Raw genomic sequence first — 11,862 nt, forward strand, 5'->3', positions numbered from 1 at the left:
CGCCGTCGGCCGGTCCGTGCTAGCGTCCCCGGGGCAGCGCGTCGGCGCGCCGCCCCGGACGAGATGTGCGCCGTACCCGGCCCGCCAAGACGACGCACCCAGGGAGGCGTCATGGCTGCTGTCGGTACACCCATCGCCCGTCCGCTCGACGTGCGGTGGATCCACGGCTCGCCGTCCGCGAAGCACAACACGGACCCGGACATCCAGGTCCACGAGTACGACGAGCACACCGTCATCCTCCGGCAGAACAAGGCGGTCAACTACGAGGCGCCGTTCCTGTTCCTGCTCTTCGGGACGGACCGGGCCGTACTGATCGACACCGGGGCGACGGCGGAGCCCGAGTACTTCCCGCTGCGCGCCGTCGTCGACGAGCTGGTCACGCAACGGCTCGCCCACGGCCCCCGCGACGACTACCCGCTGCTGGTGCTCCACACCCACCCGCACGGCGACCACATCGCGGGCGACGGGCAGTTCGCCGACCGTCCCGACACCACCGTCGTCAGCGCGGAACTGGAGACCGCCTGGGCCTACTTCGGCTTCGACCGGGACGCCGAGACCATCGCCCGGGTCGACCTCGGCGGCGGCCGGGTACTGGAATGCCTGGCCACCCCGGGACACCACGAGGCGGCGGTCACCTACTACGACCCTTGGACCGGCTTCCTGCTCACCGGCGACACCGTCTACCCCGGCCGGCTCTACATCAACGACTGGCCCGCCTTCAGCCGCACCGTCGAGCGCCTGGTCGCCTTCGCCGAGAGCCGTCCCGTGACGCACGTCCTCGGCTGCCACATCGAGATGACCCGCACCCCCGGCGTCGACTACCCGATCCGCACCACCTACCAGCCCGACGAGCCCCCGCTCCAGCTCACCGTCGACCACCTGCACCGCATCCGCGCGGGCGTCGCCGAACTGGGCGACCGGCCGCGCCGATACCCGCTGGACGACCTCATCCTCTGGCCGAACGACTGAGGCGGCTCAGTCCCGGTAGGGGACGAGGCGCGACAGGTCCAGATCGAAGCCGAACGGCTCGGGGATGTGGATGGTCTCGCCGAACTCCCGCTCGCTCCTGGTGTGGTACCGGTCGCGGTTGGGCTCGGAGAACAGCGTCACCGTCTTCTGCCGCGGGTCCACGATCAGATAGAGCGGGAAGCCCATGCGAGGGTAGTCGCGGACCTTCCCGTTCCAGTCGTTGTCAGGGTTGGACGGCGAGACGATCTCGACCGCGATCAGCGCCAGTTCGGCGGGGATCTCGCGGCCCAGCTCGATGACGTCCTCGGGCAGGTAGGTGAGATCGGGGTTTCGAACGGAGCCGATCTCGGGCGACGAGAGGTCGCTGTTCCCGGTGGGGAAATAGCCCGAAGGACAGTGCGCCTCGAACTGGCGCTGGACGATCGCGAGGTTGAGCTGATGGATCGAAGACGGCGACGCCTGCATGACGATCACGTCGCCGGACAGCTCAACCTTGAAGCCATCCGGAAGGCTCCGTCGGGCCTCTTCGAGAAGACGATAGTGCTCGGGGTCCATGCGATCTCCTCCATTACTCCTGCCACCGTACGACAGTAGCGGCAGCCCGGGGGCCGACCCGCTGGCCCGAACGGGCGTTCGGCCTGGATGCTGACCCGCATGACCGGCGATCAACTTGGGTGGCTCATCGGCTCGGGCTTCGGGCTCGTCTTCGTCGAGGCCGATGCGGGTGCGCTGCCGACGGCGGCGGCCGTTCCGCTGCGGGTGGCGGGGCTGGCGGCGACGCGCCTCCGGACCTTTGAGGCGAGGGCCCGTACGGCCGTCAACTCGCCGCGTGCGCACGGAGGCCGCCGGCGCCTGGTTCAGGGGCGGGCGGCCTCGGGTTCCTCCTCAGATCCGCCGGGCGGGGCAACGTACCGTCAGGCTCAGACCGTCAAACTCACGCCGTCAGCCTCGCGCCATGAGCCTCGCGCCGCCCTCGGCAACGTAGATCCAGTCGAGGCCGTCGCACCCCGGTCCGTCCAGGTGCTCGGCCCTCCGCAGGCCGGCCCGCAGGGCGACGCCCTGGGAGGGCAGGTTGTCGGGGCGGACCCGGGCGATCAGCGGCAGCCCGGGGACGTTCGCGGCGGACCACCGGACCACGGCGGTGGCGGCCTCGGTGGCGAAGCCCCGGCCCCAGGCGGCGGGGGCGAAGCGGTAGAAGAGGTTGAGGACCGGTCGGCCCGCCAGCTCCATCGGCTTGACGCCGCAGAAGCCCAGCACCGGGGCGGCCCCGCGCGCACGGACCGTCCAGTAGCCGAAGCCGCGGGCCTGCCACAGGGCGTCCCAGCGGCCGTACCGCTCCTCGGCCTCCGAGCGCGTGGCGAGGGCGTCCGAGGGGTTGTGGAGGCAGGCCGCCGGGTCCCGGTGGACGGCGAGGACGGCGTCGACGTCGCCCTCGGTCGGGCGGCGCAGCGAGAGCCGTCGGGTGGTCAGTTCCTCGTGTCCGCTCACCCGTTGATAGTACGGGCGCCGGACGGACCTCAGTGCGCCGCCGGGGGCGGGGTGAGCCCGGCGCAGCCGCGCAGGCCGTCACGGCGCTTGAGGGCGGCCTCGGCGGCGGCGCCGGCGACGGGCTGGGGGATGCCCTTGTCGTCGATGGTGGCCGGGGCGAAGGCCTCGCCGGTGACCTTGCCGTCGCCGGAGAGGGTGAGGGTGGTGACGCCGGTCTCGTTGGAGAAGGCGTAGTTGGAGGTGCCGTACCAGAGGAAGTTGCCGAAGCCGTACCCGACGTAGGTGTTGCCGAGCATGCCGGAACCGACCATGGTGTGGGCGTGGGTGCCGACCACCGCGGACGCTCCGACGGCGGCGAGCTTCTTGGCGACGGTGGTCTGCGCGGCCGTCGGGCAGGCCTTGCCCTCCTCCCCCCAGTGCAGGTAGACGAGCACCACCGGGGCCTGCTGCTTGGCCGCCTGTACCGCCGACACCAGCGCAGGGACGTCCAGGGCCGAGGCGATGCCGGGCTTGTTGGCGCCGGCCCGCCACTTCTGGTTGGTGATGTCCTCGACCTGGCTGGCGGCCACCACCGCGACCTTCACACCGCGTACGGTCGTCACGTACGGGGCGTACGCCTCCTTGGCGTTGTGCCCGACGCCGAGCACCGGGATGGGCGAGGAGTCCTTGGCGGCCAGGGTGTCGGCGAGGCCGTCGGCACCGAAGTCCACGGCGTGGTTGTTGGCCATCGAGACGACGTCGACGCCGGAGTCCTTGAGGACGGACAGTGCCTGCGGCGAGGTACGGAAGGTGTACGTCTTCGGCTCCGGCGCGCCGCGCCCGGTGATCGCGGTCTCCAGGTTGAGCACGGACAGGTCGGCGTCGGCGAGGTTGCGGGAAATCGGGCCGAGGGCCGTCTCGGGCGGCTGGACGGACAGCCGGGACTGGGTGCGGCCCTCGAAGTGGACGTCCCCGGCGAAGGCGACGGTGATGGTGCCGTCCGGGCGGGGCGCCCCGCCCTTGGTGGGCGCTGGGGCGGCGGTGCCGGAGGGTGCGGCGGAGGAGGCGGGTGCGGCGGCGGGCGGGGCGGACCTCGCCGGAGCGGGCGCCGGGTCGTCCGGCCCGCAGGCGGCGACGGCGGTCAGCCCGACGAACACGGCGACGGCGGCCGCGGCACGGCGCATGAGTGGTTCCCCCCGGATGTCGATGCAAGAGCGGTCAGCCTACGCCACCGAATCACCACCACTTGAGCCCGCACCCGCAACATTCCGGACACAAGGACGCACGCGGAGCCCGTAGCGCGGAGCGGCGGCACAGAGCTGCGGCCCCGAGCCGGGCGGAAAGAGCACCCCCCACTGGGCCCGCCCGTCCCAATCCCCCGCCCCACCCGGCCACCGTGTCCCTGGCGCCCCGGCCGGCCGGCGCGCAGCGTGGAGGGGAGGCGGCAGGTCGCGCGGTGAGGTCGCGCCTGCGCGCCGGAGGAGGCACGTGATGGCCAGTGACCAACCCGCCCCCGGCGTCGGGCACCGGATCGTGGTCGGCATCGACGGATCGGAGCCGTCGAAGGCGGCGCTGCGCTGGGCGGTCAACCAGGCGGTCCTCACCGGAGCCACCGTGCACGCGGTGGCCGCCTGGGAGTACCCCTCGCTGTACGGCTGGTTCGCGCCGATGGTGGACGAGGGCTTCGAGCAGGCCGCCCGCCGCACGCTGACGGCCGAGGTCGACGAGGTCATCGGGCCGGAGCGCCCGGTGGTGATCCGGGAGAGCCTGGTGCTCGGGCACGCTGCCGAGGTGCTGCTGGAGGCCTCCGAGGACGCGGACCTGCTGGTGCTGGGCAGCCGCGGCCGGGGCACCTTCGCCCGGACCCTGCTCGGCTCGGTGTCCACCCGCTGCGCGGTGCACGGGGGCTGCCCGGTGGTGATCGTCCGCTCGGACGGTACGGCCTCCTCCCCTCCGCCCCCGGCGACCGCCGGCACGAGCACGGGCACGGGCACGAGCACGGCCACGAGCACACCAGCGAGCACGAGCACGGCCACGGCCGGGGCGCAGGCCCCGCAGGCCGTCCGGACCAAGGACTGGCAGCTCAGCCTGCACGTGGTCGAGGACCGGGACACCACCCGGGTGCACGCCGTGCTGGACGCCGACGGAAAGGTCCTGCACAGCGACGCGCTGTCCCGCCGCAACCCCCGCGACACCCCGGCCCCGGCGGTCGGCGACGACTTCGCGGTCGGCCGCGCCCTGGTCGACCTGGGCCACCAGCTGCTGCGCGCCGGCGTCCACGGCGCCACCGACCCGGCGGAGGAATGAGCGGCCTGAGTGGGCGCGGGCCCTGCGCGGTAGGAGATGCTGAACCGCGACGCCCGCCTGTCCCTCAGCCTGCCCCCTTCCGCTCAGCGCTCGCCCCTCGTCCCTCGTCCCTCGCGCCTCGCCGGAGCCCACCCGCCGATGAACACGCCCGACCCCGACACCGCCCACGACGCTTTCACCCCCGCCGAGCGCGCCCGCGGCCGCGCGCTGCGCCGCGCCCAGCTGCCCTGGGCGCTCGGCGGCCGCCTGGCGGGCCTGGCCCTGACCCTGGTGCTCGGCCTCACCCCGGCCGGTGCCGCGCTGGTGACGGCGACCGGCCGCTGGTTCGGCGGCTCCCGGACGGCCGAGGTGCTGGCCGGCGGCGCAGCCCTGGTGCTGCTGGGCCAGGCACTGCAGCTGCCCTTCGGCGCCGGGTCGCGGGCGGTCCGGGCCCGGTACGGGCTGGTGACCCAGGACTGGGCCGGCTGGGCGATGGACGCCGTCCGGTCGCTCGCGCTGACCCTGCTGCTCGTCCTCCCGCTGGTGCTCGGCCTGTTCGGTCTCACCGCCTGGTCGCCCCGGCACTGGTGGTTCCCGGCCGCGGGCGCGGCGGCGCTGCTGACAGCGGCCCTGTCCTTCCTCCACCCGCTGCTGATCGAGCCGGTGTTCAACCGCTTCTCGCCGATGCCCGAGGGCGAGCTGCGCTCCGCCCTGCTGGCCCTGGCCGAGCGGGACGGCGTGCGGGTCCGGGACGTCCTGGTGGCGGACGCCTCCCGGCGGACCACCGCGCTGAACGCGTACGTCTCCGGGTTCGGCGCGACCCGCCGGATCGTCGCGTACGACACGCTGCTGTCAGCGGCCGAGCCGCGCGAGGTGGAGCTGGTGGTGGCGCACGAGCTGGGGCACGTCAAGCACCGGGACGTGCCGGTCGGCACGGCGCTCGGGGCGGTGGGCGCAGCGGTGGCGGTGGCGGTGCTGGGCCTGCTGGCCGACTGGCAGCCGCTGCTGTCGGCCGCCGGCGCCTCGGACGCGTCCGATCCGCGGGCCCTGCCGCTGCTGGCCGCGTCGGCGGCGCTGATCGGTGCACTGTCGGGCCCGGTGCAGTGCGCGGTGAGCCGCCGGATCGAGGCCAGGGCGGATCGGCACGCGCTCGAACTGACCGGGGACGCCGAGCAGTTCGCCGCGATGCAGCGCAGACTGGCCGTGGTGAACGTCTCGGATGTCGACCCGCCGCGGGTGCTTGAGCTACTGTTCGCCACTCACCCGAGTGCGACCCGCCGGATCGCGGCGGCCCGCGCCTGGCAGGCCGACCGGGAACGGGCGGCGAACGCCTCGGCCGGCGGGCCCGCGGCGGAGACGCGCACCACTCCAGGCGAATCCGTTGTATAGTGCAACAAATTTGGGGTGCGCCCGTGTGCCCCGGACGGTGCAACCAGCCCCAAGGAGGTAGGAACGCCGTGCCCGGCCGCCAGTCGTCCATCGACACCATCCAGCGCGAGCTGACCGCCTTCGCCCGCCGTGCCCGTCACAAGGCCTCCCAGCTGCACCCCGACCTCTCGCTGGTCACCTACAGCATCCTCGACCTGATCACCGAGCGCGGCGGCTGCCGGGCCGCCGACGTGGCCGCGCACTTCATGCTCGACAAGTCGACCGTCAGCCGCCAGGTCACCGCCCTGGAGCGGCTCGGGCTGCTCCGCCGCGAGGCCGACCCGGACGACCAGCGCGGCCAGATCCTGCGCGCCACCGAGGCCGGGCTCACCCTGCTGCGGGACGCCAACGAGCAGCGCCGGATGGCCTTCACCACGCGCTTCACCGACTGGTCCGACGAGGACGTCGCCCGCTTCGCCGCGTACCTCGCCCGCTACGGCGAGGAGGGCTGACCAACCCGGGTCCGCTCGGGGTGCGCCCCGGGACCGCTCGGGGTGCGCCCCGGCACCACCACGGTGTACAGAGGAGGGGTGCCCCTCCGGCAGCATCCCGATGAGCCGCGTCCGCGCGCCCGCCCCCGCCCGTGGCGGCCCGATCCCCGCGTGATGACGGCGCTGCCGCTCGCACTGATCATCCTGATCACCGTCGTCGACGTGCTCTCCCCGCCGACGGTCCACCTCGGCCCGCTGCTGATCGTCGCCCCCGCCCTCACCGCCTCCTTCGCCGGGCCCCGGGCCACCGCCGGGGTCGCTCTGCTGGCCCTCGCCGCGCTCACCGTCATCGGCTCCCTCCGGGAGAGCCTGACCAGCATCAACATCCAGAGCCAGCTGGGCGCCCAGTTGATCGTCTCGGCGCTGATCGTCGGCCTTCGGGTGCTCCGCGAGCGACACGAACGCGAACTGGCCCGGGTGCGCTCCGTCTCCGAGGCCGCCCAGCGGGTGCTGCTGCGCCCGCTGCCGGACCGGATCGGGCCGCTGCACCTGGCCTCCGTCTACCTGGCCGCCGAGGCCGAGGCCCAGGTCGGCGGTGACCTGTACGCGGCCGCGCGGACCACCACCGGCACCCGGCTGCTGGTCGGCGACGTCCGCGGCAAGGGGCTCTCCTCGCTCGGCGACGCGGCCCTGCTGCTCGGGGCCTTCCGCGCCGCCGCCCACCTGCACACCGACCTGCCGAGCCTGGCGGCGTACCTGGACGGCAGCGTCTCCTGGGACCTCGCCCAGCTGGCCGAGGCCCGGCGCGTCGAAAGCCGGCACAGCGGCAGCCGCCGCGCCGTGCCCGGACACCCCGAACGGCCCCAACGCCCCTCCCCGTCCCCGCCCGAGGGCGCGCCGGACGAGGGCGGCGAGTCCTTCATCACCGCCGTCCTGCTCGACATCCCCGACGACGGCGAACTCGTCCACCTGATCGACTGCGGCCACCCGCCCCCGCTGCTGCTGCGCCCCGAGGGCCTCGCCACCCTCTCCACCCGGAACCCCGCACCGCCGCTCGGCCTCGGCGAGCTCGCCCCGGTCGCCTACGAGGTGCAGACCTTCCCGTTCCGCCCCGGCGACCGGCTGCTGATCTACACCGACGGCGTGATCGAGGCCCGGGACGCCCAGCGCCGCTTCTACCCGCTCACCGAACGGGTCACCGCCTGGCAGACCGAGCGCCCCGCCGTCCTGCTGCACCACCTGCGCCGCGACCTGCTCGCCCACGTCGGCCACCGGCTGGACGACGACGCGGCGATGGTCGTGGTCGAGCGGCTCCGGTAGCAGTCGCTCCCGCGTCGGAGGGAGACGGCGCCCGGGGACCGGAGCGGCCTACCCCTGGTACCAGTCGTCCCCGCCGGTGCGCAGCGAACGGCCGAGGTAGTCCCGCAGGTCGTTGGCCACCCACCGGCGGCTGTCGCTCTCGTGCTCCCAGACGAAGACGTCCGGCCGTTCGGGCTTCCGCACGAAGGCGAACAGGTCACCGCCGCCGTTGTCCCCGAAGAACAGGAAGGGGTCGAACGGCATGTACAGCCGGGCGAAGGACTCGTCGGACCGGAGGAGCAGGTTCTGCTCGACGATCCGCTCCAGGGCCCAGACGGTGTCCACCGAGCCGCGCCCGGTCACCCCGTCACTTTCGAGCAGCACCTGACCGAGCTCCGTCGGCAGCCGCCGCCCGAGCCGCTCCTCGGCCTCGGCGATCGCGGAAGCCGCCACCGGCGCCCTGAAGCCCGCCCCGGGAAAGATCTCCTGAACCGCTCGTCTCCACATGGCCGAGAGCCTAAGGCCCTTCCGGCCACCCTTCCGGCCACCCTTCCGGCCGCCGTTCCGGCCACCCTCCGGCCGCCGCCGGCCGCCGCCGGCTAGGGCCGGTACACGTACGGCGTCGTGGTGCTCAGCCGCACGAAGCCGAGCCGCTCCAGGATGGGCCGGCTCTGGCCGCTCGCGTCGACCTGGAGGTACTCGTAGCCGAGCTCGGCGGCGAGGCGGGCGCGGTGGGCAACCAGGGCGCGGTAGATGCCCCGGCCTCTCCAGGCGGGGACGGTGCCGCCGCCCCACAGGCCGGCGAACCCGGTGCCCGGGGTCAGCTCCATCCGGGCGGCGCTCACCGGCCGGTCGCCGGCCATCGCGACGACCAGGCTGAGGGTGTCCGAGTCGTGCCGCAGGTGGTCGAGGATGCGCTCGCGCAGGCTGGGCATCTCCCTCCCGAAGGCCTGCTCGTGGGCCTCGACCATCAGATCCACCCCGGCCGGGTCGGTCACGGCCTCCAGCCGGACGCCCTCGGGCAGCACCGGATCGGTGGGCAGGTCCTCGATCCGGGCGATCATCAGTGCCTCGTCCGGCTCGGCGGTGAACCCGGCCGCGAGCAGCCGCCGGCCGAGGTCGGCGGGGCGGTCATGGGCGTAGGTCTTCCACTCGAACTCCAGCCCCAGCTCGCTGAAGTGGCGCACCTGCGCGGCGATCACGGCGGCCGCCCCGGCCTCGTCCAGACCGGACCAGACGATGCCGTTCCAGGCGTGCTCCCCGCCCACCAGGCGCACCACGGCGCCGTCGTGCTCGACACGGACTCCGGGGCCGTCCGACCGCGCACCGCGCCGGATCCGCTGGTCGAACAGGGCGAGTACGTGATCACGGTCCATCCGGCCACCTCAGCACGTCCCATGGCTGCGCGCCAGCGGTTTTCCGTCCCCGCCCTCTCCCCCCGGCTCACGCCCTGGGCCTGCGGATCACCTCGCTCGGCGCCGCGCCCGGCGCCCGAGTCGTGCCCGCGGTCACCCCCGACGGCCCGACGTCAGACGGTGAGCACGATCTTCCCCCGCAGGTGCCCCTGCTCGCTGATCCGCTGCGCCTCCGCCGCCTCCGCCAGCGGCAGCACCCGGTGCAGCGGCAGCCGCAGGGTGCCCGCCTCGTGCAGGGCGAGCGCGGCCGCGTAGGCGCGCTCGTGGTACGACTCGCCCTCGCCCGTGCTGCCGTTGAAGCGGACGCCGTACCGCTCCGCGTTGGCGAAGTCCACGATCGTCAGCACCCGCTCCGCACTGCCCGTCAGGTCGATGGACAGCGGCAGCACGTCCCCCTTGCCGACCGCGTCCAGCGCCCGGTCCACGCCGTCCGGAGCGACCGCCCGCACCCGCTCGGCCAGTCCCTCGCCGTACGTCACCGGGATCGCGCCCAGCTCGCGCAGGTACGCGTGGTTGGCCTCGCTCGCGGTGCCGACCACGGTGATGCCGCGCGCCCGGGCGAACTGCAGCAGCACGGTGCCGACCCCGCCGGCCGCGCCGTGCACCAGCAGGGTCTCCCCCGGCCGTACGCCGAGGACCCCCAGCACCCGCTCGCTGGTCTCGGCCGCCACCGGGATCGCGGCGGCCTCCTCCCAGCTCAGCGTGGCGGGCTTGTGCGCCAGCAGGTCGGCGTCGAGCAGCGCGTGCTCGGCGTAACCGCCGCCCATCAGGCCGCCGAACACCTCGTCGCCGGGCGCGAATCCGGTCACGTCCGCGCCGACGGCCTCCACCACGCCGGACACCTCGTAGCCGGGGACGGCCGGGAAGACGGCCGGGAAGAGCGCGTCCAGCTCGCCGCTGCGCTGCTTGCGGTCGATCGGGTTGACGCCCACCGCGCGGACCGCGACCCGGACCTGGCCGGAGCCGGGGGCCGGCAGCTCGATGTCGATGGTGCGCAGCACGTCCGCGCCGCCGTACTCGGAGAAGGCGATCGCCTTGGTCATGGCAGGAATCCTCTGGGCTTTCCGGGAGTTCTCCCGGGAGACGGTTACTTCCGACGCCTTCCATGCTGCGGCGCCGCGGCCGGGCACCCGGCCGGTCTTTCGGAGGGTTCGACCTGGCCGAAGGGACAGGCCGCGGGCACCCGCCGAGGGATAGGGTCGACACCATGGACGAGACCTGGCAGGAGCAGTGGGGCCGCCCCGAGCATGCGCTGGCGCGGGCCGTGGAAGTGCTGCGCGCCCCCCGGCCCGAGCTGCTGCAACGGATCGGTGAGGTGATCGCCACCCTCGTGCCGTTCGAGGTGATCGCACAGCTCAACGGCATCTGCACGTTCTGCCCCACGCACGCCCACGGCCGGCCCGAACTGGCCGAGCGGATCACCGGCCTGGACCTCTCCCGGCTGGCCGAGCGCACCGCAGGGGCGAGCGCGACCGGCCGCCCCTGGCAGGGCGAGGCCGAACTCGCCGGAGCCACCCGGCCGGTGGCGGTGGTGACCGCCGCGAACGCCCCGGGCAGCGACAGCGCCGTCCTGGTCCTCGTCCGGACGCACTCCGACCCCGTGCCCGAGCCCGCGCTCGCCGTGCTCCAGCAGTTCTGGGAGCTGGCCGTCGCCCACTCCGACCACCGCGCCACCGACGCCGCCCCCACCCACGCGGCGGTCTCCCGGGCCGCCGCCAACACCCGCGCCCGGACGATCGCCGAGTTCACCGGCACCCACGGCGCGGCGCTCAGCGCCGTGCTCGCCCCGCTGCGCTCGACCGACCTGGACGACGCCGCCGCCCGCCGCGCCGCCACCGAACTCGCCGTCACCGCCCTGCTCGACCTGCGCCGCGCCGCCGACCTCGACCGCGCCCTCAGCGAGGAACCCGCGGACGCCGCCTTCGCCCGGCTCGGCCGCGAACTGCGCCCGCTGCTGCGGCACACCCGGGTCCGGCTCGACCTCGCGCCCCCGGCGGACGCCGCCCGGTCCGTCCCCGCGGACACCGCCCACACCGCCAGGGACGCCCTGCGGGTCGCCGTGATGCTGATGCTGGAGCAGGAGAACCCCACCCGGCTGCACGTGAGTTGGCAGTTCACCGCCGACTGCCGGCTGCGCGCGGTGGTGCGCGACGACGGCCTCGGCCTGCTCGCCGCCGACGCCCTCACCGTCCACCGCACCGCCGAGCGGATCGCCGCCCTCGGCGGCCGCTACGACGTCGAGTCCGTCCCCGGCTGGGGGACCACCGTGACCGTCGAACTGCCGCTCGGCCTGCGCTCGCCCGCCGACGCGACCGATCCCCTCGACGGGCTCCAGCCCCGCGAGCTGGAGGTCCTCGACCAGCTCGCGCAGGGCCGCCGCAACCGGGACATCGCCGCGGCGCTGCACATCAGCGAATCCACGGTGAAGTTCCATGTCGCCAACATCCTGGCCAAGTTGGGCGTCAGCTCGCGCGGCGAGGCGGCCGCCCTCGCCCACCGTGCCGGGATGCCCGGCCCCGCGCGCCTGCACGTGGCATCCTGAACCGGTTCCGCCCCGCACCTTCGGC

The 11,862-nt window shown here is 74.3% G+C and carries 12 protein-coding genes and 1 riboswitch; of the genes, 6 read left to right on the top strand and 6 right to left on the bottom strand.

Going from position 1 to position 11,862, the window contains the following annotated elements:
- Positions 1-31 precede the first annotated feature (31 nt).
- Positions 32-99, top strand: a riboswitch (guanidine-III (ykkC-III) riboswitch).
- A gap of 12 nt (positions 100-111) precedes the next feature.
- Positions 112-969, top strand: coding sequence for an MBL fold metallo-hydrolase (locus ACIRVF_RS09030; protein WP_402815611.1), 858 nt, complete (start codon positions 112-114; stop codon positions 967-969).
- Between the two features lie 6 nt (positions 970-975).
- Here ACIRVF_RS09030 and ACIRVF_RS09035 read toward each other — a convergent pair whose 3' ends face one another.
- The 3 genes from ACIRVF_RS09035 to ACIRVF_RS09045 form a co-directional block, all read right to left on the bottom strand.
- Positions 976-1,524, bottom strand: a complete 549-nt coding sequence (locus ACIRVF_RS09035; RefSeq protein WP_355206288.1) for a Uma2 family endonuclease — start codon at positions 1,522-1,524, stop codon at positions 976-978.
- 387 nt (positions 1,525-1,911) lie between these two features.
- On the bottom strand, positions 1,912-2,457 hold the full coding sequence (locus ACIRVF_RS09040; protein ID WP_402815612.1) for a GNAT family N-acetyltransferase: 546 nt from the start codon (positions 2,455-2,457) through the stop codon (positions 1,912-1,914).
- A gap of 29 nt (positions 2,458-2,486) precedes the next feature.
- Complete coding sequence (locus tag ACIRVF_RS09045; RefSeq protein WP_402815613.1) at positions 2,487-3,620, bottom strand: CapA family protein; 1,134 nt, start codon at positions 3,618-3,620, stop codon at positions 2,487-2,489.
- A 307-nt stretch (positions 3,621-3,927) separates the two neighbouring features.
- Between ACIRVF_RS09045 and ACIRVF_RS09050 the strand changes: the two genes are divergently transcribed.
- The 4 genes from ACIRVF_RS09050 to ACIRVF_RS09065 all read left to right on the top strand — a co-directional run bounded on the left by ACIRVF_RS09050 (position 3,928) and on the right by ACIRVF_RS09065 (position 7,901).
- Positions 3,928-4,743, top strand: a complete 816-nt coding sequence (locus ACIRVF_RS09050; RefSeq protein ID WP_402815614.1) for a universal stress protein — start codon at positions 3,928-3,930, stop codon at positions 4,741-4,743.
- Positions 4,744-4,881: 138 nt separating this feature from the next.
- Positions 4,882-6,111, top strand: coding sequence for a M48 family metalloprotease (locus ACIRVF_RS09055; protein WP_402815615.1), 1,230 nt, complete (start codon positions 4,882-4,884; stop codon positions 6,109-6,111).
- Between the two features lie 68 nt (positions 6,112-6,179).
- The gene (locus ACIRVF_RS09060; RefSeq protein WP_402815616.1) at positions 6,180-6,602 is read left to right on the top strand and encodes a MarR family winged helix-turn-helix transcriptional regulator; all 423 of its coding nucleotides are present in this window, start codon (positions 6,180-6,182) and stop codon (positions 6,600-6,602) included.
- A 153-nt stretch (positions 6,603-6,755) separates the two neighbouring features.
- Positions 6,756-7,901, top strand: a complete 1,146-nt coding sequence (locus ACIRVF_RS09065) for a PP2C family protein-serine/threonine phosphatase (RefSeq protein WP_402815617.1) — start codon at positions 6,756-6,758, stop codon at positions 7,899-7,901.
- Positions 7,902-7,949: 48 nt separating this feature from the next.
- Here the strand turns inward: ACIRVF_RS09065 and ACIRVF_RS09070 are convergent, their stop codons facing one another.
- The 3 genes from ACIRVF_RS09070 to ACIRVF_RS09080 all read right to left on the bottom strand — a co-directional run bounded on the left by ACIRVF_RS09070 (position 7,950) and on the right by ACIRVF_RS09080 (position 10,338).
- On the bottom strand, positions 7,950-8,387 hold the full coding sequence (locus ACIRVF_RS09070; protein ID WP_402815618.1) for an SMI1/KNR4 family protein: 438 nt from the start codon (positions 8,385-8,387) through the stop codon (positions 7,950-7,952).
- Between the two features lie 92 nt (positions 8,388-8,479).
- Positions 8,480-9,256: a GNAT family N-acetyltransferase gene (locus ACIRVF_RS09075; RefSeq protein ID WP_402815619.1), complete on the bottom strand. Its 777-nt coding sequence runs from the start codon at positions 9,254-9,256 to the stop codon at positions 8,480-8,482.
- Positions 9,257-9,408: 152 nt separating this feature from the next.
- Entirely contained in the window at positions 9,409-10,338 is a 930-nt protein-coding gene (locus ACIRVF_RS09080) for an NADP-dependent oxidoreductase (RefSeq protein WP_402815620.1), read from the bottom strand.
- Positions 10,339-10,502: 164 nt separating this feature from the next.
- Between ACIRVF_RS09080 and ACIRVF_RS09085 the strand changes: the two genes are divergently transcribed.
- Positions 10,503-11,837 carry a LuxR C-terminal-related transcriptional regulator gene (locus ACIRVF_RS09085; RefSeq protein WP_402815621.1) on the top strand — a complete coding sequence of 445 codons (1,335 nt, stop codon included), beginning with the start codon at positions 10,503-10,505 and terminating at the stop codon, positions 11,835-11,837.
- The last annotated feature ends 25 nt before the right edge of the window (positions 11,838-11,862 follow it).

It is taken from the genome of Kitasatospora sp. NPDC101157 (genome assembly GCF_044768255.1).
Lineage (GTDB): Bacteria > Actinomycetota > Actinomycetes > Streptomycetales > Streptomycetaceae > Kitasatospora.

What these genes read in the sequence shown, in the direction of transcription:
- ACIRVF_RS09085 (WP_402815621.1), top strand. Translation starts at nt 10,503, where the DNA reads ATGGACGAGACCTGGCAGGAGCAGTGGGGCCGCCCCGAGCATGCGCTG.
- ACIRVF_RS09075 (WP_402815619.1), bottom strand. Translation starts at nt 9,256, where the DNA reads ATGGACCGTGATCACGTACTCGCCCTGTTCGACCAGCGGATCCGGCGC.
- ACIRVF_RS09055 (WP_402815615.1), top strand. Translation starts at nt 4,882, where the DNA reads ATGAACACGCCCGACCCCGACACCGCCCACGACGCTTTCACCCCCGCC.
- ACIRVF_RS09035 (WP_355206288.1), bottom strand. Translation starts at nt 1,524, where the DNA reads ATGGACCCCGAGCACTATCGTCTTCTCGAAGAGGCCCGACGGAGCCTT.
- ACIRVF_RS09050 (WP_402815614.1), top strand. Translation starts at nt 3,928, where the DNA reads ATGGCCAGTGACCAACCCGCCCCCGGCGTCGGGCACCGGATCGTGGTC.
- ACIRVF_RS09080 (WP_402815620.1), bottom strand. Translation starts at nt 10,338, where the DNA reads ATGACCAAGGCGATCGCCTTCTCCGAGTACGGCGGCGCGGACGTGCTG.
- ACIRVF_RS09045 (WP_402815613.1), bottom strand. Translation starts at nt 3,620, where the DNA reads ATGCGCCGTGCCGCGGCCGCCGTCGCCGTGTTCGTCGGGCTGACCGCC.
- ACIRVF_RS09065 (WP_402815617.1), top strand. Translation starts at nt 6,756, where the DNA reads ATGACGGCGCTGCCGCTCGCACTGATCATCCTGATCACCGTCGTCGAC.
- ACIRVF_RS09070 (WP_402815618.1), bottom strand. Translation starts at nt 8,387, where the DNA reads ATGTGGAGACGAGCGGTTCAGGAGATCTTTCCCGGGGCGGGCTTCAGG.
- ACIRVF_RS09030 (WP_402815611.1), top strand. Translation starts at nt 112, where the DNA reads ATGGCTGCTGTCGGTACACCCATCGCCCGTCCGCTCGACGTGCGGTGG.